At 43.5% G+C, this 21955-nt stretch carries 25 protein-coding genes; 14 read left to right on the top strand and 11 right to left on the bottom strand.

Features of this window, described 5'->3' with window-relative positions; all coding sequences use genetic code 11:
* Positions 1-166: 166 nt before the first annotated feature.
* Positions 167-1087, bottom strand: coding sequence for a Dyp-type peroxidase (locus A9Z07_RS13095; protein ID WP_004773248.1), 921 nt, complete (start codon positions 1085-1087; stop codon positions 167-169).
* A gap of 157 nt (positions 1088-1244) precedes the next feature.
* Here A9Z07_RS13095 and A9Z07_RS13090 point away from each other — a divergent pair, with 157 nt between their 5' ends.
* Positions 1245-1868, top strand: a complete 624-nt coding sequence (locus A9Z07_RS13090; RefSeq protein WP_032863823.1) for a LysE family transporter — start codon at positions 1245-1247, stop codon at positions 1866-1868.
* 7 nt (positions 1869-1875) lie between these two features.
* Here the strand turns inward: A9Z07_RS13090 and znuB are convergent, their stop codons facing one another.
* Genes znuB through A9Z07_RS13075 form a run of 3 tightly spaced genes read right to left on the bottom strand, consistent with a single transcriptional unit; the run spans position 1876 to position 3947 of the window.
* Positions 1876-2685, bottom strand: a complete 810-nt coding sequence (znuB, locus tag A9Z07_RS13085) for a zinc ABC transporter permease subunit ZnuB (RefSeq protein WP_004773244.1) — start codon at positions 2683-2685, stop codon at positions 1876-1878.
* Positions 2686-2688: 3 nt separating this feature from the next.
* Complete coding sequence (gene znuC / locus A9Z07_RS13080; RefSeq protein ID WP_069579211.1) at positions 2689-3477, bottom strand: zinc ABC transporter ATP-binding protein ZnuC; 789 nt, start codon at positions 3475-3477, stop codon at positions 2689-2691.
* Positions 3450-3947, bottom strand: a complete 498-nt coding sequence (locus tag A9Z07_RS13075; protein ID WP_004773240.1) for a transcriptional repressor — start codon at positions 3945-3947, stop codon at positions 3450-3452. The genes znuC and A9Z07_RS13075 overlap by 28 nt, the downstream gene beginning before the upstream one ends.
* 220 nt (positions 3948-4167) lie before the next feature.
* Between A9Z07_RS13075 and A9Z07_RS13070 the strand changes: the two genes are divergently transcribed.
* The 11 genes from A9Z07_RS13070 (at position 4168) to A9Z07_RS13020 (ending at position 12962) form a co-directional block, all read left to right on the top strand.
* Entirely contained in the window at positions 4168-5007 is an 840-nt protein-coding gene (locus A9Z07_RS13070) for a metal ABC transporter substrate-binding protein (protein WP_069579209.1), read from the top strand.
* 170 nt (positions 5008-5177) lie between these two features.
* Complete coding sequence (locus A9Z07_RS13065; protein ID WP_004773236.1) at positions 5178-5576, top strand: ATP synthase subunit I; 399 nt, start codon at positions 5178-5180, stop codon at positions 5574-5576.
* Between the two features lie 99 nt (positions 5577-5675).
* Positions 5676-6551 carry a F0F1 ATP synthase subunit A gene (atpB, locus tag A9Z07_RS13060; RefSeq protein ID WP_004773235.1) on the top strand — a complete coding sequence of 292 codons (876 nt, stop codon included), beginning with the start codon at positions 5676-5678 and terminating at the stop codon, positions 6549-6551.
* A gap of 82 nt (positions 6552-6633) precedes the next feature.
* Positions 6634-6879, top strand: a complete 246-nt coding sequence (gene atpE / locus A9Z07_RS13055; RefSeq protein WP_000424060.1) for a F0F1 ATP synthase subunit C — start codon at positions 6634-6636, stop codon at positions 6877-6879.
* Between the two features lie 39 nt (positions 6880-6918).
* Positions 6919-7389 carry a F0F1 ATP synthase subunit B gene (locus A9Z07_RS13050; protein WP_004773233.1) on the top strand — a complete coding sequence of 157 codons (471 nt, stop codon included), beginning with the start codon at positions 6919-6921 and terminating at the stop codon, positions 7387-7389.
* A gap of 11 nt (positions 7390-7400) precedes the next feature.
* Positions 7401-7937, top strand: coding sequence for a F0F1 ATP synthase subunit delta (locus A9Z07_RS13045; RefSeq protein WP_004773231.1), 537 nt, complete (start codon positions 7401-7403; stop codon positions 7935-7937).
* Positions 7938-7979: 42 nt separating this feature from the next.
* Positions 7980-9524 (top strand): F0F1 ATP synthase subunit alpha, encoded by a 1545-nt coding sequence (atpA, locus tag A9Z07_RS13040; RefSeq protein WP_004773229.1) that lies wholly within the window; start codon positions 7980-7982, stop codon positions 9522-9524.
* 77 nt (positions 9525-9601) lie between these two features.
* Positions 9602-10471: a F0F1 ATP synthase subunit gamma gene (gene atpG, locus A9Z07_RS13035; RefSeq protein ID WP_004773227.1), complete on the top strand. Its 870-nt coding sequence runs from the start codon at positions 9602-9604 to the stop codon at positions 10469-10471.
* Positions 10472-10501: 30 nt separating this feature from the next.
* A complete protein-coding gene (atpD, locus tag A9Z07_RS13030) occupies positions 10502-11896 on the top strand; it encodes a F0F1 ATP synthase subunit beta (RefSeq protein WP_004656517.1) in 1395 nt (464 codons plus the stop codon).
* A 28-nt stretch (positions 11897-11924) separates the two neighbouring features.
* A complete protein-coding gene (locus A9Z07_RS13025; RefSeq protein WP_005228378.1) occupies positions 11925-12344 on the top strand; it encodes a F0F1 ATP synthase subunit epsilon in 420 nt (139 codons plus the stop codon).
* A gap of 132 nt (positions 12345-12476) precedes the next feature.
* Positions 12477-12962 (top strand): DUF2846 domain-containing protein, encoded by a 486-nt coding sequence (locus A9Z07_RS13020; RefSeq protein WP_069579207.1) that lies wholly within the window; start codon positions 12477-12479, stop codon positions 12960-12962.
* A gap of 61 nt (positions 12963-13023) precedes the next feature.
* On the opposite strand, the gene A9Z07_RS13015 is transcribed toward A9Z07_RS13020, so the two are convergent.
* From A9Z07_RS13015 to A9Z07_RS12995, 5 genes are all read right to left on the bottom strand, one after another.
* Positions 13024-13620 carry a hypothetical protein gene (locus tag A9Z07_RS13015; RefSeq protein WP_047433125.1) on the bottom strand — a complete coding sequence of 199 codons (597 nt, stop codon included), beginning with the start codon at positions 13618-13620 and terminating at the stop codon, positions 13024-13026.
* Positions 13621-13793: 173 nt separating this feature from the next.
* Positions 13794-14339, bottom strand: a complete 546-nt coding sequence (locus tag A9Z07_RS13010; protein ID WP_069579205.1) for a glutathione peroxidase — start codon at positions 14337-14339, stop codon at positions 13794-13796.
* Positions 14340-14456: 117 nt separating this feature from the next.
* Positions 14457-15230, bottom strand: a complete 774-nt coding sequence (locus tag A9Z07_RS13005) for an AraC family transcriptional regulator (protein ID WP_004773223.1) — start codon at positions 15228-15230, stop codon at positions 14457-14459.
* A 16-nt stretch (positions 15231-15246) separates the two neighbouring features.
* Complete coding sequence (locus A9Z07_RS13000) at positions 15247-16461, bottom strand: MFS transporter (protein ID WP_069579203.1); 1215 nt, start codon at positions 16459-16461, stop codon at positions 15247-15249.
* A gap of 321 nt (positions 16462-16782) precedes the next feature.
* A complete protein-coding gene (locus tag A9Z07_RS12995) occupies positions 16783-18003 on the bottom strand; it encodes an MFS transporter (RefSeq protein ID WP_069579201.1) in 1221 nt (406 codons plus the stop codon).
* A 136-nt stretch (positions 18004-18139) separates the two neighbouring features.
* On the opposite strand from A9Z07_RS12995, the gene A9Z07_RS12990 reads away from it, so the two are divergent.
* Entirely contained in the window at positions 18140-18793 is a 654-nt protein-coding gene (locus A9Z07_RS12990; protein WP_171254662.1) for a TetR/AcrR family transcriptional regulator, read from the top strand.
* 103 nt (positions 18794-18896) lie between these two features.
* Positions 18897-19817, top strand: coding sequence for a DMT family transporter (locus A9Z07_RS12985; RefSeq protein ID WP_069579223.1), 921 nt, complete (start codon positions 18897-18899; stop codon positions 19815-19817).
* A 397-nt stretch (positions 19818-20214) separates the two neighbouring features.
* On the opposite strand, the gene A9Z07_RS12980 is transcribed toward A9Z07_RS12985, so the two are convergent.
* Entirely contained in the window at positions 20215-20784 is a 570-nt protein-coding gene (locus A9Z07_RS12980) for an L-threonylcarbamoyladenylate synthase (RefSeq protein ID WP_069579199.1), read from the bottom strand.
* A 37-nt stretch (positions 20785-20821) separates the two neighbouring features.
* On the bottom strand, positions 20822-21952 hold the full coding sequence (gene dprA / locus A9Z07_RS12975; RefSeq protein WP_069579197.1) for a DNA-processing protein DprA: 1131 nt from the start codon (positions 21950-21952) through the stop codon (positions 20822-20824).
* Positions 21953-21955: the final 3 nt, after the last annotated feature.

Below are 21955 nucleotides of genomic sequence, written 5' to 3'. Positions count from 1 at the left end.
AAAATAAATGTCGCGGAAAAACGTCAAATATAGCAAACTTTGCAGGCTTAAGGGGAGAGTGATTTAGCTGGAATTCACATATTCCGGTAAATCTTTTGTCAGTTCTTGTTTTTGTAGTTGCAGAATAGATGCTATATTATTGAATAACATAGCATCTTTCGATTTTTTAATCTTCTAAAACCTGTTCCAGCAATTCATCGCTTGGCGCAAAATAATAAGCACCATCGATTGCAGTGGTAAAATGCAATAAGCGGTCATGAATGCCATCTCCAGCTGTTCCAAACATGCGCTTAAGCATTTCATCAATGATGCTTAAATTGTTGGTATAAGCCACAAAGAAAAGTCCTTGTTCGCCTTTACCATCTCCATAAGGTAGGCTGTGACGCAAGATTTCCATTTCTTCGCCTTCATCATCTTCAACGACTGTACGCGCGACATGTGAGTTTTCTGGTTTTACGTCATCATCGAGTTCAATCGATTCAAGTTTGGTACGACCAAATACATGTTCTTGTGCATCTACTTTGAGCTGGCGCCATTTGACTAGGTCATGCGTATAGCGCTGAGCAAAGATAAAACTGCCATCTGCAAAGGCACCCGCTTCTTCAGGAAGTAAGGCTGCCTCAGCACGATCATCAGGGAATTGTGGGTTCTCTGTTCCATCAATAAAGCCTGTCATGTCGCGACCGTCGAAGAAACGGAAGCAGGCACGCTCATCCAGTACTTCAACTTTATCCTGAATGCCAGTAAAGAAGGCCTGACTCATGGCAAAGCAGATATCTGCACGCGCACTGGCAATATGGATAAAGACATCAGCTGGCACTACTGGCATGTTAAATGCCCCACTTTGAGGGTCAAGTTGCTTAAACCCTTCAGGTGTTTGTGCATAAAGTTTTGCCCAAAGTTCAGGACCAAAGGCGATTGCTGTTTTGATCTGGTCATTGGGATGTTGAGTGATTAAACGATCGCGCGTTGAAAGTAGAGCTTCAATCTGTTGTTTTAATTCGGCAATGCTTAGGTCTTTTAAACGTAACACAATAAAGCGTGCATGATCAGAAGGTAATGGAAGAATGACAGATTGCGCAGTCATTAAAATCTCCTTAGTGTTTAAGGGATAAAAAAAGAATTATTGTGCCTGATGTTACGAGAGCTGAGTAGCTTATTTATGCAATTTTGTTGCCTAAAAAAGCATCGTAACTTGCCAATAAAACAGTATAATTCACCTTTTCGTTTTTGATGCTGTGGTTATGTCTTTGCAGGTTTGGTTTGCTTTTATGTTGGCGTGTTGGGTGATTAGCATCTCGCCGGGCGCAGGCGCAATTGCATCTATGTCGAGTGGTCTCAATTATGGTTTTCGTCATGGTTACTGGAATGTGATTGGCTTACAGATCGCATTGATGATTCAATTCTTGATCGTGGCCGCAGGGGTAGGGGTGCTGTTTGCGACAACGCCGTGGGCTTTTCAGGCGGTGAAATGGTTTGGTGTCGCTTATCTGATCTATCTGGCATATAAACAGTGGACTGCGCCTGTTCAAACGATTGAGATTCAGCAGGAACAATATCAATCTGCTTTCGCCTTAATCTTGAAAGGCTTTGTGGTGAATATGAGTAATCCGAAAGCGATTGTCTTTTTGCTTGCTGTTTTGCCTCAGTTTCTGGATCTGAGCCGACCACAGTGGCTGCAATACCTGATTATGGCGATCACGATGGTGATCATTGATCTGATTGTGATGGCGGGATATACAGGACTGGCATCGAAAGTACTCAGGCTGTTGCGCTCACCCTCACAGCAAAAGTATTTAAATCGTGGTTTTGCTGTGATGTTTAGTGGCGCGGCACTGTTATTAAGTGCGATTCAACAGTCAAGCTAATAGCCGATTAGGCAGATTGAGCTTGGCTTTTTAATTTTTGTACGAGGAAAATAGTGGCAAAGCACAGTGCCATACATAAAACAATGCTTAAGCCCGTCGAAATATTGAGCGCCGCACTTGACCAGAGACCGACCGTCACACCGAATTGAGCCAGTACAAAGGCCCAGATCACCATTTGTTTTGGAGAATGGGCCAGTAGGCGAGCGCTCAGCGCTGGAATCACCAGTAAAGCACCCATCAATAATGAACCCACCGCACGTAATGCCAGTACTGTAAATAATGCCAGTAGCAACATAAAGATTAAACGTTGCCAGTTGGCGCTGACGCCTTCACTCATGGCAATATCTGGATCAATGGCAATTTGAATCTGCGCTGACCATGAACGATAGAGTACGATCAATGCTGCCGCAATGACGACCGCAAACATAGGCAAATCAGTCCATTCAATGCTAAGCAGATCGCCAAACAAATAGCTAAGCAATTCTGGACGCAAGCTTGGCACCTGTTGAATCAACAGTAGGCCAGAACAGAGCAGGGTGGCAGAGCTTAAAGCCAGCAATGCATCATTCGGTAACCGCGAGTCGTGTAATACCCAGAGAATCGCCACCAGTAATAATGCCAGACAGGCGACGCCTAACCAGAACGGTAAATTGAGGATTCCTGCAATCGCAACGCCGAGCAGGGTGCCATGTGCCATGGTATCGGCAAAGAAAGACATTCTGCGCCAAAGCATCAGGCAACCGAGTGGTGCAGTCAGGAAAACCAGCAGTGAACCCATGATCCAAGCAGGTAAGAGGAGTTGTAACCATTCCATCATGGCTTAGACCTTCGGCTCAGGGTGAATGTGTGGACGTGGATCATGTGTGCAAGGTTCGGCATGATCGCTGTGACCGCAGTGGTTGTGATGATGCTGATAGAACATCCGTTGCGTACCAAAAATGGCCTGATATTCGGGGTGTTGCTGAATACTTTCAGGTAAACCGCTACAGCAAATATGTTTGTTCAGACAGACGACACGATGAGTCCCTTGCATGACCCATTGCAAATCATGCGAGACCATCAATACGGCACAGCCATAACGTTCTGGCAGGCTGCGTACATATTCGTATAGTTCTGCTTCGGACTGGATGTCCAGACCTTGCATGGGTTCATCCAGCACCAGAATATCTGGCTGACGTAATAAGGCTCTCGCAAGTAAAACGCGTTGCCGTTCGCCACCAGAAAGTTGCTGTACTTTAGATGACTGTAACTTCTGGATGCCCGTATCGCGAATGATTTCTGCACGAAGCGATGCTTCGCAAACTTCCAGATCCAGTAAGTCCTGTACACGCAAAGGTAGACTAGCAGAAGGATTAAACTTCTGTGGTACGTAAGCCAGCTTTAATTTTTTTGAGAAATGTATGTTGCCTTTAGTCGGTGACATGATCCCGAGCAGGACTTTAATTAAAGTTGATTTACCTGCACCATTGGGACCGATCAGCGTCACAATCTCTTTTGCTTGTAGCGAAAAATCGACATTTCTCAAAATATCCCGTTCATCAAGTCGAACCGAGATACCCTCCAGTTGAATAAGTGGAGTACTTATTGAAGTGTGCTGCACTGATGACATTTTCCAGAAATTTCAATAATGCTATGTTGAGCAGAAAACTGGTCTGAGGCAGCAAGTTGATCAAGTTGTTGGATCAGTCCCTGAGCGGAGGCTTCTTTTACAGAATGACATTCGGTGCAAATCAAAAATGCAGCCTGATGTCCTTCACGTGGGTGACAACATGGAATATAGGCATTAATAGATGTTAAGCGGTGAATCAGACCTTTTTCTAATAAGAAGTCTAAAGTGCGGTACACCGTGGGTGGCGCAGCAGGGCGGTCTGCCTGACCTTTTATTTTAGCCAGCAAGTCATAAGCACCCATTGGTGCAGAGGCATTCAAAATGAGTTCAAGGACTTCTTTACGTAAAGGTGTTAGGCGTGCGCCAGTCGCAGTACATAAAATTTCTGCTTCGGCAAGTCGCGCTTTAATATCGTGATGACCGTGAACACCATGTAAAGCATTGTCATGTTCATGTGAACAAGAACTCATAGATTGACCTCATTGTTTTTGTAGAGTCTATTGATTCTTCACTGGCACAGAATGGCTCGCTGATGTCTCAATAGCCCTGCTATCATAACATGCAATTTATGATAACTATCTATATAAGTGAAGCGCACGACGGATAGTGCGGCAAATCTGAAAATAGACATAGGTATTTTGCAACTTTTGTTATATTATAACATGCTTCGCCAAATTGAGTAATATTGTGATGTCCCGCCTAATTGTTCTCGTCTTGTTTTCAATGTTAAGCACATGGGGCTGGACACAAAGCTTGGTGGTTTCAACACATCCAATTTACCTGATTGCGAAAGAAGTCACGGAAGGGGTGGAAGAACCTGTTCTTTTGTTGAAAGACCAAAGTGGTCATGATGTACAACTAACACCTGCACACCGTAAAGCGATTCAGGATGCCTCTCTCGTTATCTGGTTAGGCAAGTCGCATGAAGCGCCCCTCGAAAAGATGTTGAATCAGAACCGTAAAGCGATTGCGCTATTAGACTCTGGTATTTTAACCGTTTTGCCACAGCGTAACCTGCGTGGTGCATCTTTGGCGAACACAGTGGATAGCCATGTCTGGTTAGAACCGAATAATGCCGTACGTATTGCCTTCTTTATCGCAACTTTACGTTCACAACAACATCCAGAAAATAAAGCCAAATATCTTGCCAATGCCAAAGCATTCTCACAACAAATGTTGCAGGCATCACAACAATATGAAAGCTCAAGCAAGGCGAAAAACTATTGGTCTTATCACGATGCCTATCAGTATCTGGAAAGAGCATTAAATCTAAAATTTTCGGGCGCTTTGACCGATGATCCACATATTGCACCGACAGCAGCGCAAATTAAGTACTTAAGAGACAATCGTCCGCAGAATAAAATGTGCTTATTGGCCGAAACGACAGCAAGTTCGAGTCAGTACCAAAAAATGAACCCAGTAGTTTTCCAACCCGTCGATGAAAGCATGCGTGGTGAAGACGATTTTGTAACAGCGTGGAAAAAATTGGCTTCAAAAACCGATAAATGCGTAATAAGTGCACAAAATTGATGAAAAAAATAAAAATCAATTGACTCTAGCGTCAAAAAATATGGTAACGAAAAAACCAGACTTAAGTCGAGAAAAGATTGCATGTTCAGGGGTGTAACTCTATAATGCCTGCGATTCGAAACGATCATGATTAAAACTTGTCAAGCAGTTCTGCTGTAAGTGGGTAAAAAATGAGCCAAACTAGTCGCATGATTGACCGACGATTAGCAAAAGCTTTGGTCTTCTTACAAGCATGTATGATTCCCGTTGCCGCTTTACTGGCATGGGCAATGAAAGACACAACTGCTGCTTTGAGTGCTGCGCTTGGGGCTTTGGTATGTTGGTTGGCACATTGTTATTTTGCTTGGCAGTCGTTTAGAACGGCAGGCGCAAGAGCATCAAAACAAGTCATGCTGAATATGTACCGAGGGATGCTCGGTAAGTTTGCGATTGTGATCGTGGGTTTTATATTAATTTTGAGCAATGTTAAACCGCTGTCACCGGTTGCATTGTTTTGTGGATTTATTCTCGTACAAGCGATGTCGTGGGTCGCGCCATTTTGGGTGGCACGTCTACAAAAACGAGTTTAAGACACATTTTAAGATTTTTGGAAGTAGAAGCGGAATCATTGCCATCCGCACGATTCGTTTCTCTTCTTTTTAATGATTGACATTGACCAGGTGTGATTTATGGCTGCTGAAGAACATGCCCTGACTTCGACCGAGTATATCAAGCATCACTTGACCAATATGACCTATGGCAAAATGCCTGACGGTACATGGAAATTGGCTGAGACTGCTGAAGAAGCTCAATCGATGGGGTTCACTGCAATTCACTTGGATTCAATGGGTTGGTCTATCGGACTTGGTGTGATTTTCTGTTTGATGTTCTGGATCGTTGCGAAAGCTGCTAACGCAGGTGTTCCAACGAAATTCCAGTCAGCAATCGAAATGATTATCGAGTTTGTTGACTCAAGTGTTCGTGATACTTTCCACGGCAAATCACGCTTAATTGCGCCATTGGCATTAACCATTTTCGTGTGGATTTTCCTCATGAACTTAATGGACTTAATCCCTGTTGACTGGGTTCCTTATCTAGCTCAACAAATTGGTGCAAGTGTGTTTGGTATGGACCCTCACCACGTGTATTTCAAGATTGTTCCATCTACTGACCCTAACATTACTTTAGGTATGTCTTTGTCAGTATTTGCCTTGATCTTGTTCTACAGTATTCGTGAGAAAGGGATCGGCGGTTTCGTCGGTGAATTGGCACTTAACCCATTCAACCCAAGTAACAAATTTGCAAAAGCGTTATTGATTCCAGTGAACTTAGTTTTGGAATTAGTAACTTTCCTTGCTCGTCCAGTTTCGTTGGCTCTACGACTGTTCGGTAACATGTATGCGGGTGAGTTGATCTTCATCTTGATCGCATTATTGCCGTTCTGGATCCAGTGGGCGTTATCTGTGCCTTGGGCTATCTTCCACATTCTCGTAATCACGCTGCAAGCATTTATCTTTATGATGCTGACCATCGTTTACTTGAGCATGGCAAGCGAAAAGCATTAATGGTATTGCCTAACTGTCACCTGATGGTTGGGCTTAAATTTTAGTTTAATTTGGTAATAACCTAACCTCTGAGGAATTTTTCATGGAACTCACTTTAGGTCTAGTTGCAATTGCATCTGCTATCTTGATCGCTTTCGGTGCTTTAGGTACTGCGATTGGTTTCGGTCTTTTAGGTGGTCGCTTCTTAGAAGCTGTTGCTCGTCAACCAGAATTGGCTCCACAACTTCAAACTCGTATGTTCTTAATTGCGGGTCTTCTTGATGCTGTGCCTATGATCGGTGTTGGTATTGGCTTGTTCTTCATCTTCGCTAATCCATTTGTAGGTTAATAGCTTAATTCCTAAATCCACATATTGAGGAATAGCGAAATGAATATCAACCTCACATTGATTGGCCAAGCGATTGCATTTGCGTTTTTTGTCGCATTCTGCATGAAGTTTGTTTGGCCACCACTAATCAATGCGATTAGTGAGCGTCAGCGTAAAATCGCTGATGGCTTAAATGCTGCTGAAAAAGCAAAAGCTGACCTTGCTGATGCGCAAGCACAAGTTAAGGCAGAATTAGACGCAGCAAAAGCACAAGCGGCTCAATTGATCGAACAAGCGAACCGTCGTGCAGCACAATTGGTCGAAGAAGCGCGTACCCAGGCATCTGCTGAAGGTGAGCGTATTCGTCAACAGGCGAAAGAAACTGTTGATCAAGACATCAATTCTGCTCGCGAAGAATTACGTCAACAAGTTGCTGCTTTGGCAGTTGCTGGCGCAGAAAAAATTCTGAACCAACAAGTTGACGCAGAAGCTCATAATGCCATGCTGAATCAGCTGGCTGCTAAACTTTAAGCGAGGCGAATATGGCTGAACTCTTGACGTTAGCACGCCCGTACGCCAAAGCAGCATTTGCTTATGCATCTGAGCAGAATGCAACTGACGCTTGGTCAAATGCGTTACAACTGCTCGGTGCTGCGGTGCAAGACGAAGCATTTTCCGCTTATTTAAATCGCCCTGAGCTGACTCCTGCGGAACAAGTAGGTCTTTTTGCAAAGGTTTTAGGTGAAGATCAATCACAATCAGTGTCTAACTTTTTGACATTGCTTGCGGATAACGATCGTTTAGTTTTATTGCCTGAAATCGCTGCAGAATATGAATTACTTAAATCGCAGAACAACAACACGTTGGAAGTAGAGATTGAATCTGCTTTCCCAATGGATGCGACACAAGAGCACATTTTGGCTCATGCGCTTGAAAAACGTTTTAACAGAACCGTTCAGGTTACTGTCAACGTTAATCCAGCGTTAATCGCAGGTGTTGTGATTCGTGCAGGCGACCAAGTGATAGATGACTCTGCGCTTAACAAGCTTGAAAAAATGCGGACTCGTCTTCTTGCCTAACAGCAAAAAGACTGAACTTAAAAAAGATTGAGGAATAGCGCAATGCAACAACTGAATCCATCCGAGATCAGTGCGCTCATTAAACAGCGTATCGGCGATCTGGACACCAGCGCGACCGCTAAGAATGAAGGTACCATCGTCATGGTATCTGACGGTATCGTGCGTATTCACGGTCTTGCGGATGCAATGTACGGTGAAATGATCGAATTCGACGGCGGCTTATTTGGTATGGCACTGAACCTAGAACAGGATTCAGTGGGTGCCGTTGTTTTAGGTAACTACCTAAGCCTTCAAGAAGGTCAAAAAGCTCGTTGTACAGGTCGTGTATTAGAAGTTCCGGTTGGTCCTGAACTTCTTGGCCGTGTCGTAGACGCTTTGGGTAACCCGATTGATGGTAAAGGCCCTATTGATGCAAAACTTACTGATGCTGTTGAAAAAGTAGCACCAGGTGTAATTTGGCGTCAGTCTGTCGACGAACCTGTTCAAACTGGTTATAAATCAGTTGATACCATGATCCCTGTAGGTCGTGGTCAGCGTGAGTTGATTATTGGTGACCGTCAAACTGGTAAAACAGCAATGGCGATCGATGCGATCATCGCTCAGAAAAACTCTGGCATTAAATGTGTATACGTTGCGATTGGTCAAAAACAATCAACAATTGCAAACGTTGTACGCAAGCTAGAAGAAACTGGCGCTATGGCGTATACAACTGTTGTCGCAGCTGCGGCCGCTGATCCTGCAGCAATGCAGTATTTAGCTCCGTACTCTGGCTGTACAATGGGTGAATACTTCCGTGATCGTGGTGAAGACGCGTTAATCATTTATGATGATTTGTCTAAGCAAGCTGTTGCTTACCGTCAAATTTCATTACTTTTACGTCGTCCACCAGGTCGTGAAGCGTATCCAGGTGACGTATTCTATCTTCACTCGCGTCTTCTTGAACGTGCTTCGCGCGTTTCAGCTGATTATGTTGAGAAATTCACGAACGGTGCAGTAACTGGTCAAACTGGTTCTTTAACTGCATTACCGATCATTGAAACTCAAGCTGGTGACGTATCTGCATTCGTACCAACGAACGTAATTTCGATTACTGACGGTCAGATCTTCTTAGAAACATCATTATTCAACGCAGGTATTCGTCCTGCTGTGAACGCGGGTATCTCTGTATCTCGTGTTGGTGGTTCTGCGCAAACTAAGATCATCAAGAAATTGTCTGGTGGTATCCGTACCGCTCTAGCGCAATACCGTGAATTGGCTGCGTTTGCTCAGTTTGCTTCTGATCTTGACGAAGCAACTCGTAAGCAACTTGAGCATGGTCAACGTGTAACTGAGTTAATGAAGCAAAAACAATATGCTCCTTACTCAATCGCTGATCAGGCTGTATCTGTTTATGCATCTAACGAAGGCTATATGGCTGACGTAGAAGTGAAGAAAATCGTAGACTTTGATGCTGCGTTAATCTCTTACTTCCGTTCTGAATATGCTGCGTTAATGCAACAGATCGATGAAACTGGTGATTACAACAAAGACATCGAAGCAGCAATCAAATCAGGTATTGAGAGCTTCAAAGCGACTCAAACTTACTAAGTTTATCTTTAGTTAAGTTTGGTTCACGGATCAACCTTCGGAAGCTCGAAAGAGCTTTCGAATACTAGGTTAAGCGTATGGCAAATTTAAAAGAAATTCGCGCCAAAGTAGCTAGTATCAAGAGCACGCAAAAGATTACTCGCGCGATGCAAATGGTAGCTGCTTCGAAAATGCGTCGTGCGCAAGAGCGCATGGCTCAGGGCCGTCCGTATGCCGATAATATGCGCCGTGTAATTGCTCACTTGGTACAAGCAAACCCTGAATACAAACACCGTTATATGGTTGAACGCCCGGTTAAGCGCGTTGGCTATATCGTTGTGTCTTCAGATCGTGGCTTGGCGGGTGGCTTGAACATTAACTTGTTCAAGAAAGTTGTGCAGCATGTCAAAGCACAACAACAGCAGTCAATTGAAGTTGAATTTGCTTTGATTGGTCAAAAAGCGGTTTCGTTTTTTAAGAATTACGGCGGTAAAGTGCTTGGTGCAACGACCCAACTTGGCGATGCGCCGAGTTTGGAACAGTTAACAGGCTCAGTACAAGTAATGCTTGATGCATTTGATAAAGGCGAACTAGATCGTATCTATCTCGTTTCAAATGGCTTCATCAATGCAATGACTCAGCAGCCTAAAGTAGAACAACTTGTTCCTTTAGCACCGGCAGAAGAAGGCGATGACCTCAACCGTACTTATGGTTGGGACTATATCTACGAACCAGAAGCAGAAGAATTGTTAAATGGTTTGTTGGTTCGCTATATCGAGTCTATGGTTTATCAAGGTGTGATTGAAAACGTTGCATGTGAGCAGTCAGCTCGTATGGTCGCGATGAAAGCAGCGACAGACAACGCAGGACAACTGATTAAAGACCTACAACTCATTTACAACAAGCTGCGTCAAGCCGCGATTACTCAGGAAATTTCCGAGATCGTTGGCGGTGCCGCTGCCGTTTAACATTATTAAGTTTGAATTGAGGAGACAGCAATGAGTAGCGGTCGTATCATTCAGATCATCGGCGCGGTTATCGACGTCGAGTTTGAGCGCAATAGCGTTCCTAAGATCTATGACGCTCTCCAAGTTGACGGTACTGAAACTACTTTAGAAGTTCAGCAACAGCTTGGCGATGGTGTTGTTCGTACCATCGCAATGGGTTCTACAGAAGGTCTTAAACGTGGCCTTAATGTAACTAGCACAAATGCACCGATTTCTGTTCCAGTAGGTCCAGCGACACTTGGTCGTATCATGGACGTATTGGGTCGCCCTATCGATGAAGCAGGTCCTGTAGCGACTGAAGAGCGTTTGCCGATTCACCGTCAAGCACCTTCTTATGCTGAACAAGCAGCTTCGACTGACCTTTTAGAAACTGGTATTAAAGTCATCGACTTACTTTGCCCGTTCGCGAAAGGTGGTAAAGTTGGTCTGTTCGGTGGTGCCGGTGTTGGTAAAACCGTTAACATGATGGAGTTGATCAACAACATCGCGAAAGCTCACTCAGGTTTATCTGTGTTTGCTGGTGTTGGTGAGCGTACTCGTGAAGGTAACGACTTCTATCACGAAATGAAAGATTCTAACGTTCTTGACAAAGTAGCAATGGTCTACGGTCAGATGAACGAGCCACCAGGTAACCGTTTACGCGTAGCGTTAACTGGTTTGACTATGGCTGAATACTTCCGTGATCAAAAAGACGAAAATGGTAAAGGTCGTGACGTATTATTATTCGTCGACAACATCTACCGTTATACACTTGCGGGTACTGAAGTATCAGCATTGTTAGGTCGTATGCCATCTGCAGTAGGTTACCAACCGACACTTGCAGAAGAAATGGGTGTTCTTCAAGAGCGTATTACGTCTACTAAATCTGGTTCGATCACATCGATCCAAGCAGTATACGTACCTGCCGATGACTTAACAGATCCATCGCCTGCAACAACGTTTGCTCACTTGGATGCTACAGTTGTATTGAGCCGTGACATCGCATCTTCTGGTATTTACCCAGCGATCGATCCACTTGACTCGACTTCACGTCAGTTAGACCCGTTAGTGGTTGGTGCTGAGCATTATGAAATTGCACGTTCTGTACAGAACGTATTGCAACGTTATAAAGAGCTTAAAGACATCATCGCAATCTTGGGTATGGACGAGTTAGCAGAAGAAGATAAATTGGTTGTTTACCGTGCGCGTAAAATCCAACGTTTCTTCTCTCAACCGTTCCACGTAGCTGAAGTCTTTACTGGTGCACCTGGTAAATTAGTACCACTTAAAGAAACGATTCGTGGCTTTAAAGGTCTATTAGCTGGTGAATACGATCACATCCCAGAACAAGCGTTCTATATGGTTGGTGGTATTGACGAAGTGATTGCTAAAGCCGAGAAACTTTAATTAGCAACTCTAATTTAAGGAGATTCTCATGGCGACTATGCAATGTGATGTTGTAAGTGTTAAAGAGTCGATTTACTCTGGACAAGTTACGATGTTAATCGCAAAAGGTGCGGGCGGTGAGCTTGGTATTTTACCAGGACATGCGCCACTCGTAACTTTGCTCCAACCGGGCCCGATTCGTGTTCAGTTGGAAAATGGTACAGAAGAAATCGTTTATGTATCAGGCGGTGTGTTAGAAGTTCAACCTCACGTTGTGACCGTGCTTGCAGATACTGCAATTCGCGCTGACAACTTGGATGAAGCTGCAATTATGGAAGCTCGTAAACAAGCTGAACAATTGTTAGCCAATCAAAAGAGTGATTTGGATTCTGCTGCTGCACTTGCTTCGCTTGCAGAAACTGCAGCTCAGCTTGAAACGATTCGTAAAATCAAAAACCGCGCACTTTAATTATTGCAGGTTCGAGATTGAAAAAAGCCACCGTCAGGTGGCTTTTTTTATTTAGATATCTTGAATAATTATAAATTTTCTATAAATTACCAAGCATATTTAGAATTATTAAACCAAAGAGTAAAAATCATCATGAAAATGATAAAAAGTCTTCCATTGTTCATTGCTGTGGCTTTTGTGGGGTGTGCATCGGTACCACCAGCGAACAATCAACTGAACGAACAAGCCAAGAAACTTGCAGCTCCTTCTGAGGGTAATGCCGCAATTTATGTTTATCGTTCAAATAGTGTTGTGGGTGCGGCACTCAAGAAAGATGTATGGGTAGATGGGGAGTGTTTAGGTGAAACTGCTCGTGGCACATTTTTCTTAAAGGAAGTTTTAGGAAATCAAGAGCATACAATCTCGACTGAATCAGAATTTTCACCTAACCATTTGGTACTTAAAACAGAACCAGGTAAAAATTACTTTGTTCAACAATCAATCAAAATGGGTGCATTTGTCGGTGGTGCAAATGTGAAACAGGTTGATGATGAAACTGGAAAAAAAGCGGTGAGTGAATATAAACTTGCACAATCTGGTAAATGCAGCAAACCAACGATTACGCTCGATAAAAAGTAAAAAATAAAGCCACCGTTAGGTGGCTTTTTTATATGGAATCGAAAATTAAAATAAACGGACTTTAAGCGTTTGAATCATCTTTATTGCCGAGTACTAAGGTTGCCAGTTTCACCATATCCATCTGAATGGTATTGAACTGTTTTTCAATCTTGGCAAAATCAATTTTTGAAAGATCAGTTTGACCATGCAATAACGGCATATTTAACAGTTTTTGATTTGCAGTTAATAAGTTTTGGCGGATCTGATCCACTTCATTGCTTCTTAAATTTAACGATAATAAAGCATCATGCAAGCCATGTAGCTCTTGGTTTAAATCGCCTGTTGTATGCTGTAATTTCTGGACATTCTTATCTTGAATGGCTTGTTCAAGATTGCTTTGTGATTGCTTGAGTAGCGTTACATAGTCATCAGTTTCAATTTGCAACTTGGCAATATCGCGGGCGATATTCAGCATATTGCCTTTGCTCAGATTTTGAGTGTCCTGAGCAATGCTTGCTTCACGTTCTGTATCTTCAAAGGTTGTTATTGATTGTTCAATCTCAGTGTTTTGCTCAGCTTGCTCATTGTCATGAGGAACCTGATCGCAACCTGCCAGCGTTAAGAGACTAACCAAGGTGGTTACTGAGAGAATGGCTTTGATAGAGAAATGTTCCATCATGGCTGAATTGCACCAGATTATGAGAAGAGCGTCACTATAATGAGAAAATGTGGAGAAAAAAGTGATTTTTGCAATTCAGCAACAGTTTGATCTAGGAAAATGGTAGAAGGAACTGTCTAGGAGTTTAAAAGAAAAGAATAGATAAGCTATTCTTTTCTCTACATTTCTCATGCTTATTTTGCTAACTCGGCTTCAATAGCACTGACAATGCGCTCATCATCTGCCGTAATATCAGGTGCAAAACGGGCAACCACTTCACCGTTCTTATTGATGAGGAATTTTTCAAAATTCCATAATACTTCAGGTGGGTTGTTTGGTGTTAAGCCGTAATCAACCAGATCTTTCCACCAAGGGCCTTCACCTGTACGCTCAGGAATTGCCTGAGTCAATGTCTCATATAAAGCATGCTTATCATCACCTGCAACTGAGATCTTGGCGAATAACGGGAAATGCACGTCATAATTCAATGAACAGAATTGTTGAATTTCATCGTTGCTGCCCGGTTCCTGTTCCAGAAAATTGTTAGCAGGGAAGCCGAGGATTTCCAGACCTTGATCTTTCTTGGCTTGATACAGTTTCTCTAAGCCTTCGTATTGCGGGGTTAAGCCACATTTAGATGCAACGTTTACGATCAAAAGCACTTTGCCTTGATGTTGATCAAGATCGACCTCCTGACCTTTGATGTCCTTAACAGGGATATGATAAACCGACTGGCTCATGGGATACGTCCTAATTTGTTGTTGTGACAAGACCTGTTTGTTTTAACTGCTATTGAGGCTGAGTGCAATCCTCTTGTTTGCAATACATACAAATAATAAGCAAAACCAAGGATTTGTTTAGCTTGCCGCATTTTTAAGCTGGATCGGCGTTTGTCCAGTATAGCGTTTAAAGAATTCAATAAAGCTGGAACTATGATGATAACCCAGCGTAAATGCCAGTTGCTTTATGGTCATGCCTTGCCGAATCTGATTGATGGCAAAAATGATTTTGGCCCGATTACGCCATTCAGATAGAGACAATTGCAGTTCTTGCTGGCTGAGACGTAACACATGACGCTCACTGACCGCAAAGTTTTGTAAGACTTTCTGTAGGCTGAGATGAAATAAATCTGGGTCTGCAAGCTGTTCCAGAATTGGGGAAAGAACGGGATGCGTGCTTTGCGGGAGATAATGCGAATAAGCGGGTGCCTGTTTCAGTTGATCATATAAAACCTGAAACAGGTGTTCGAGATATTCAGGTGCCGCTGCCTGTTTTTGCTGTTCCAGAATATGAATGACCAGTGCGCGGAAAAAAGGTTCAATACTAAAACAACGGCAAACTTCGCCTAAAAATGCGCCGAGCCGCGGATGTAATCGAATACAGATATAGTGGATTTCATGCTCAACAGGAAGTGACTGGTGCTCAGTGCGAGGCGGCAGCCACAGTCCATAGCTGGGAGGCGAGAGGTAATATTGCCCTTCAATATCAAACTCTAAAGTTCCGTTCAAACTGAAATTAAAATCCCCCCAGAGCGAAGAATGCGGGCTGACAATATCATCCTTTTGATATAGAAATTCATGGACTTCTATATCGCGTAGCAAGGGAAATTGTTCAGCAAGGTTATGCTTCATTCGGGGAGGCTCACTTTTAGTTTTCGCACGTCATTTTAGGATTATTCAAGCCTTTGGCTAAAGTGAAGATACTAATCAATGCCAAAGCCACAAAGCTGATAACGCCATAAATCAGGATGTTTTCATTGAAATGATCAACCACATAACCGCCAAGTAATGAACCAGTTGCAATCATGACCTGAAACATGCCAACGAACAAAGGCATGCCTTTTTCTACCGCATGCGGTGCATGCACAAACATCCAGATATTGGCCGAGGTTGGAAATGCGCCGAAGGCAAAGCCCCAAAGTGCGGTTAATACAATCGCGCCAAACTCATGAATCGCAAAGATCGGGAAGCCAAAGAACACAATTGCAAAACAGATCCCGACAAAGGCGAGGGTATAGCGTACATTCAGATTACCACTATAGCCTGCAAATGCATTGCCGAAAATACCCGCAATCCCATAGAGCAATAACAAGGAACTGATGGTGGTGCCGTTGAATCCAGCAATATTTTTAAAGAATGGCGCTAGATAGCTATATGCACAGAAATGGGCGAGACCGATGAGCAAGACGATTAACATACCGCTACGTGCTTTGGGAGTACGTAACAATGCAGGTAAATCGCGAATATGAATGGCTGAATCCGGTTTTAGTTCAGGCAAGAAAATCAGTTGTACCACCAAGACAATCAAGCCAATGCCAGCGGTAATACCAAATGCACTGCGCCACCCGTAAAACTCGCTAAGCCAGGTTCCGATCGGAACACCGAGTACAGTGGCAAAGGTCACACCTGCCATAACAATGGCGGTTGCTTTAGCGATGGGTAAATGAGGCGGTGCCAGTTTGCCACTCAAGGCAATTGCAGTTGCCCAGAAACCACCAATCGAAATGCCTAATACCAAACGGCTCAATAACAGAACATTAAAGCTTTCTGCAAAGGCGGTAATGGTATTGGCAAACACCATAATTGCGGTCAGCAAGATCAATACATAGCGTCGATCAAGCTGTTTCACGGAAACGGGCAAGAGCGGCGCTGCAATTGCAGCCATCACCCCTGGCAGGGTAATGATCAAGCCTGCTGTGCCCACTGAGATATTCAGGTCGGCTGCGACACTGTTGAGCACGCCGACAGGTAAAAATTCACTGGTGACTAGTGCAAAAGCTGCGATGGCAACCGCTAAAATGGCATACCAACTTCCTTGTGTGGTTTGCGTGGGTCGTACGTCTGAAGATGTAGATTGTTGCATGGGGTTTTCCTGAGGTGTCAGCACAAGGACAAAAGCTAAAGATGAAGTTTTATTTTATAACGATCACTATGAAATAAAATAAAGAATAAAAAGAGAGACGTCAATTAATTTTATAATGGTCATTATAAAAATATATGTGGCATTTATAAGAATTATGCATGAGCTGTCATCATGGGTACGCAGGCGATTGTTCAAGAAAAATACAGTCGCCCTGAATCATGGGAGTGGGCGAACTGTATAAGAGGAAAAGCAAATTTCTGGATTTTTCTCTCAAATCAAACAGAAGTCGTTTAATCTCCTGTTTGATCTGTAGGCTAAAGACTAATTTTTATAAGTGACTTTAGGATTATTTAAGCCGCGTGCCAGTGTAAAGATCAGGATAAGTGAACAAAGCACCAGCGGAAGCATCGCGAAGAATAAGATTGAGCCATCAAAATGGTCAACGATAATGCCACCGAACATGCTGCCCAGCGCAATCAGGATTAAAAAGGTCAATGTCACCATTGGCATACCTTTTTCAACCGCTTCAGGTGCATGCGTAAACATCCAGATATTCACAGCAGTTGGAATAATCCCGTAGGCAAAGCCCCATAAAGCCGTCAATACAATGGCAAGCATGACATTTGCCCCGACTAGCGGAAGAGCTAAAAATGCAAGCAAGAACGCAACACCACTCACTGCAAAGGTATAACGGATATTGATCTGACCGAGGTAGCCTGCAAAAACATTACCAAAAATCCCTGCAATCCCGTAGACCAGCAGTAAACGGCTGATCAGGCTATCCGAAAAATCGACCTGATGTTTAAAGAAGGCTGAAAAGTAGCTATAAGCTGCAAAGTGGGCGAACCCCATAAATAGAAAAATGATCAGACCTTTGCGGGCAGCAGGATGTTGCACCAAGATAGGCAGCTCTTTCCAGCGCAAAGATGAAGATGGCTTTAATTGAGGCAGATAGAGATACTGGAAGATCAAAAGCAATATGCCCATGAGCGAAATCGCTGTGAAAGAGGTTTGCCAGCCATTATATTGAGCAAGCCATGTGCCCATTGGGACACCTAACACGCTGGCTAAGGTCACCCCGAAAGCCACCCATGCAGTCGCTTTGGCAATGGGTAAATGAGGTGGTGCCAGACGACCACTTAATGCAACAGCGGTTGCCCAGAATCCTCCGACTGCAACACCTAAGATAATTCGTCCGAACAATAAAATCATGAAATTAGGCGCAAATGCGGTGAGCAGATTGGCAATGATCATCAACAGGGTGAGCATTAATAAGAGCGAACGCCGATCCATCGTTTTGGCTGAGATCGGAATCAGGACCGCAGCAAACATGCCCACGATTGCAGTTAAAGAAACGGTGAGACCTGCTGTTCCGACTGAGATTTGAAAGTCACGCGCGATATCATTGAGTACACCAATGGCAAGGAATTCGCCAGTGACTAAGGCAAAAGCGCTAAAGGTGACAGACAGTAAGGCAAACCAGTTACCTTGAGATGGATTAGATTCAAGTGTACTTAGCTCAGCGGGCGTGGAGTTTTCCATAATAATTCCCTTTATTGTTATAGAGATAACAATAAAATTGAAAAAACATTAGTTTTTATAACGATCGATATAAAATAAAATAGTTGATTAAAGTGCGTGCGTCAATTAATTTAATAGTGATCGTTATGAAATATTTGTGACAGTTATGACAAATGCACATGAGCCAACAGTAGCACCCTGTGATGACAGCTTAAAAAAGAAGCGTGGTCGTCCGAAGTGTTTTGATGAACAGCAGGCACTGGAAAAAGCCATGTTGCTGTTCTGGGCGAATGGCTATGAAGCGACGTCGATCAGTGATTTGACTCAGGCTTTAGAACTGACTGCACCGAGTCTATACAGTAGTTTTGGTGATAAAGCTGGACTGTTTTATAAATGCATCGATTATTATCTGGCACATGAAGCATGTCCAATTGTCCCTATTTTCTTAGAAGCTAAAACTGCCAAAGTTGCATTTGAGCTGTATCTATATGACAACGTCAAACGTTTGGCGCAGCCCAATAAACCAGCAGGCTGTATGCTGGTGGTGGCAACCATGAACTGCTCGGATAATGCGCAGGCGGTTCAACATAATATTCTTGAAAAACGTTTGCAAACCAAGCAGAAACTGTTTGAACGCTTAGAGCAGGGTGTAGCGAACGGTGATCTGGCAGCAACCGCTCCTTTGCAGGAAATGACAGACTTCTATGCCACCGTGGTACAAGGTTTAACTATTCAGGCTCGAGATGGTGCAACGGTTGAGCAACTGCATAAAGTTGTGGAACATGCCATGCGCGCTTGGGAGCTGTTCTAGGCAGGGATGTCGTAAGCGCGATATAAATGTCTGAAATACGATATTTCAATTATTTTGGACATCTTCCACAATACATCCATTGCTGAAATATTGTGAGAAAATGATGGGTCAGTTAACGAAATACCAAAAATGGGCATTTGTATTGCCTTTGATTGCCGTGTTGATTTGGTCACTCAATATTGCGGTAACTCGCTATGTGGCAGACTATATTTCCCCAGTCAGTATCAGCTTTTATCGCTGGTTTGTTGCCTTCCTGATCTTGACTCCTTTTATGTTGCCAAAAGTCTGGAAGCAACGTGCTCTAATTCGTCCATTCATTCCTAAACTGGCGGTACTCAGTGCATTTGGGATGGTGTTGTATCAAGGGCTGTCTTATACCGCAGCGCACTATACCACCGCGACGAATATGGGAATCGTGAATGCCTTTGTGCCTATTTTTACCATTTTCATCTCTTACATTATTTTAAAAGATGCACCGAATCGCTATGCCATTTTCGGGAGTTTATTGTCTTTTGCTGGCTTGATTTATGTCATGAGTCAGGGACGTATTTCTAACCTATTTGATCAGGGTGGTCATTGGGGTGATGCGGTCATGGTATTGGCCGTGGGATTCTATGCCTTCTATGGTGTGTTCCTGAAAAAATGGCAAGTTCAGTTGCCATTGATGACCAGTTTATATGTGCAGATTGCATTTGCTCTGATTTATCACTTGCCATTCTTATTGTGGTTGGGGCTGGATGGGATCAATGCTGAAAATGCAGCCAGTGTGCTTTATGCAGGGATGTTCCCGTCATTGATTGCACCATTATTATGGATGATCGCCGTGCAAGCGATTGGGCCAAACCGTACCAGTATTTTCATGAACTTGATGCCAGTATTCACCGCGATTATTGCCAGTCTGTGGTTATCGGAACACTGGACTATTTACCATACCATTGGTGGTGTCATGATTCTGGTGGGGATCATCATGGCACAAAAGAAAACCCTTAAAGCACCAGTCAAATTGGCAGAGTCTGCCTCATAAAGATGAAAGTCATAGGTGTGTTTGTTTAAAAAATAGACAAACGCACCAATTTATTTTTTGAATGATTCTCCTTTCTATCTGATTTGCAACTATATTTTTTAAGATAGTGAAGGTTTAGGCTCAAAAAAAGCTGAATAAAAATAAAAATATAATTTTATTAAAAAGGTTGAAGTGACAAAAAAGGTACGCTTTTCACATTTTTTGTTAGATAAATAATATATTTGTATAAATGAAATGATTGGCTCATAATACCAGCCACAGCAAAATGATTCATTTTAGAATGAATAAGTTGCTTACCGAATTGATGAACCCTCTGGATGTGATTATACACATCCTTTTTATGCTCAGTTATCCCTATATAACTGAGCTTTTTTTTGTCCGCTATTCACCTAAATCATCAAGCCCGAACAATTTCACCTGTCAGTGCATTGAGGATACGACTCGGCTCCCGACTCAATCCCAGATCACCTTCTAGATAATGTAATGCGTCGCCAAAATACGCTTGAGCATCTGCCAAACTATGGGCAGGTGTCTGGCCTGCGGGATTGGCGCTGGTCGAGACAATAAATCCATTAAAATGTTGGCACAGTTGCACGCATAAAGGATGGGTGGTGACACGCACCGCCACCAGAGGATGCTGACCTTTGATCCATGTTGGAATATGTTGATCAGCAGGTAATAGCCATGTTGTGGCCCGTTCAGTTGGCTGGCGATTTGACCAGCTGCGGATCACTTGCTGACGAATGTCGTTACTTAAACCTTGTAGTAAATGTTCAACCTGATCTAAATGACCTGCTAATAAAATGACGCCTTTTTCAACGGGACGATGTTTGAGTTCCAGAATTTCCTGAAAAGCCTGTTCATTATAGGGATCACAGCCCAAACCCCAGACCGCCTCGGTTGGGTAAGCCAGAATTTGTCCTTGTTTTAAAAGTTGTGCTGCTTCAGAAATAGAAGAGGTGATCATGCGAGGTCAATATAATAGCGAGGGAGAGATGACTAGTTTAATGCATTGGGCGGCAACGTAAATAGCGACCTGCCTGTTGCATGCTTAAACCGAGTAATTCCAGTTCCATTAATTGGGCCGTTAACTCAGCAATAGGTGCAGAATAGCGTTGCGCCAGTTGATCGAGATCTTGTCCAACCCAGTCTAAAACCTGATAGAGCTCAATTAAATGAGCGGGTAGCGTTGGCGGTGCAGAGGCAATATCTGTTGCTGGTTGTTGTTGGGCTTGCCATTGTGTGGGTAAAGCCAGATCTTCAATCACCTGTTCAGGATGATCTACCAGAATTGCACCTTCGCGGATCAACTGATGACAGCCCTGATGATGTTCACTATAAATATGTCCAGGAATGGCGAATACCATTTTTCCCTGACTGGCGGCTTCATTGGCAGTAATTAATGAACCGCTTTTAAGTGCAGCTTCGACCACCAATACCCCCAGACTTAACCCACTGACAATACGATTCCGTCGTGGAAAATGTTGTTGTAAGGGCATGGTCGTGGGTAGAAATTCAGTCACTACTGCGCCTGACTGGGTAATTTGTTGTGCCAGTTGTTTATGCTGGGCAGGGTAGACGGTGTCTAGTCCTGTGCCAGTCACTGCGATAGTACGCTGATGAACCAGACCACCTTGATGGGCTGCCTGATCAATGCCATGAGCCAAGCCGCTACTAATATAGAAACCTTTTTCACTTAAATAGTAAGCAAAATCATAGGCAACTTGTCGCCCATGAGGACTCGGTTTGCGACTCCCGACCATGGCAATTTGAGGTTGTAACAGCGCTTGCGCCTGACCTTGCCCAAAAAGGATTGGTGGACGATCTGTATAAGGCAGCAGTTGCGTTGGATAGCCAATATCTTCGGGCGTTAAAATAAAATCACTATGGCGGCAAATCAATTGAATCAGTTGTTCAAATTGTTGCTGGCCTTGTGCGGTCTGGAATTCCGCTAAACGTTTTAAATGATTGGCATGCAGGCCAAGTTGAGACCATTCTGCAAAACGATGACTTTGTGTGGCCTGTTCACAGCTACCGAAATGCTGTTGGATCTTTTGGAAGCTGGAAAGCGAATGTTGAACCAAGTACCACACTAGCACAGTATGGTAGTGATGAGGCGATAATTGATTCAACATCTT

Source organism: Acinetobacter sp. YK3, from assembly GCF_001729365.1.
GTDB classification, from domain to species: domain Bacteria; phylum Pseudomonadota; class Gammaproteobacteria; order Pseudomonadales; family Moraxellaceae; genus Acinetobacter; species Acinetobacter vivianii.
The sequence above is the reverse complement of the archived record's forward strand: the minus strand, read 5'-3'. Positions and strand labels throughout refer to the sequence as shown.

Bases quoted from the DNA above. Each gene is read 5' to 3' on its own strand.
- A9Z07_RS13015 (WP_047433125.1), bottom strand. From the start codon at position 13,620: ATGATGGAACATTTCTCTATCAAAGCCATTCTCTCAGTAACCACCTTG.
- A9Z07_RS13010 (WP_069579205.1), bottom strand. From the start codon at position 14,339: ATGAGCCAGTCGGTTTATCATATCCCTGTTAAGGACATCAAAGGTCAG.
- A9Z07_RS12995 (WP_069579201.1), bottom strand. From the start codon at position 18,003: ATGGAAAACTCCACGCCCGCTGAGCTAAGTACACTTGAATCTAATCCA.
- A9Z07_RS13090 (WP_032863823.1), top strand. From the start codon at position 1,245: ATGTCTTTGCAGGTTTGGTTTGCTTTTATGTTGGCGTGTTGGGTGATT.
- znuB (WP_004773244.1), bottom strand. From the start codon at position 2,685: ATGATGGAATGGTTACAACTCCTCTTACCTGCTTGGATCATGGGTTCA.
- znuC (WP_069579211.1), bottom strand. From the start codon at position 3,477: ATGTCATCAGTGCAGCACACTTCAATAAGTACTCCACTTATTCAACTG.
- A9Z07_RS13000 (WP_069579203.1), bottom strand. From the start codon at position 16,461: ATGCAACAATCTACATCTTCAGACGTACGACCCACGCAAACCACACAA.
- A9Z07_RS13075 (WP_004773240.1), bottom strand. From the start codon at position 3,947: ATGAGTTCTTGTTCACATGAACATGACAATGCTTTACATGGTGTTCAC.
- dprA (WP_069579197.1), bottom strand. From the start codon at position 21,952: ATGTTGAATCAATTATCGCCTCATCACTACCATACTGTGCTAGTGTGG.
- A9Z07_RS13070 (WP_069579209.1), top strand. From the start codon at position 4,168: ATGTCCCGCCTAATTGTTCTCGTCTTGTTTTCAATGTTAAGCACATGG.
- atpD (WP_004656517.1), top strand. From the start codon at position 10,502: ATGAGTAGCGGTCGTATCATTCAGATCATCGGCGCGGTTATCGACGTC.
- atpG (WP_004773227.1), top strand. From the start codon at position 9,602: ATGGCAAATTTAAAAGAAATTCGCGCCAAAGTAGCTAGTATCAAGAGC.
- atpB (WP_004773235.1), top strand. From the start codon at position 5,676: ATGGCTGCTGAAGAACATGCCCTGACTTCGACCGAGTATATCAAGCAT.
- A9Z07_RS12980 (WP_069579199.1), bottom strand. From the start codon at position 20,784: ATGATCACCTCTTCTATTTCTGAAGCAGCACAACTTTTAAAACAAGGA.
- A9Z07_RS13045 (WP_004773231.1), top strand. From the start codon at position 7,401: ATGGCTGAACTCTTGACGTTAGCACGCCCGTACGCCAAAGCAGCATTT.
- A9Z07_RS13005 (WP_004773223.1), bottom strand. From the start codon at position 15,230: ATGAAGCATAACCTTGCTGAACAATTTCCCTTGCTACGCGATATAGAA.
- atpE (WP_000424060.1), top strand. From the start codon at position 6,634: ATGGAACTCACTTTAGGTCTAGTTGCAATTGCATCTGCTATCTTGATC.
- A9Z07_RS13065 (WP_004773236.1), top strand. From the start codon at position 5,178: ATGAGCCAAACTAGTCGCATGATTGACCGACGATTAGCAAAAGCTTTG.
- atpA (WP_004773229.1), top strand. From the start codon at position 7,980: ATGCAACAACTGAATCCATCCGAGATCAGTGCGCTCATTAAACAGCGT.
- A9Z07_RS12985 (WP_069579223.1), top strand. From the start codon at position 18,897: ATGGGTCAGTTAACGAAATACCAAAAATGGGCATTTGTATTGCCTTTG.
- A9Z07_RS13050 (WP_004773233.1), top strand. From the start codon at position 6,919: ATGAATATCAACCTCACATTGATTGGCCAAGCGATTGCATTTGCGTTT.
- A9Z07_RS13095 (WP_004773248.1), bottom strand. From the start codon at position 1,087: ATGACTGCGCAATCTGTCATTCTTCCATTACCTTCTGATCATGCACGC.
- A9Z07_RS13025 (WP_005228378.1), top strand. From the start codon at position 11,925: ATGGCGACTATGCAATGTGATGTTGTAAGTGTTAAAGAGTCGATTTAC.
- A9Z07_RS13020 (WP_069579207.1), top strand. From the start codon at position 12,477: ATGAAAATGATAAAAAGTCTTCCATTGTTCATTGCTGTGGCTTTTGTG.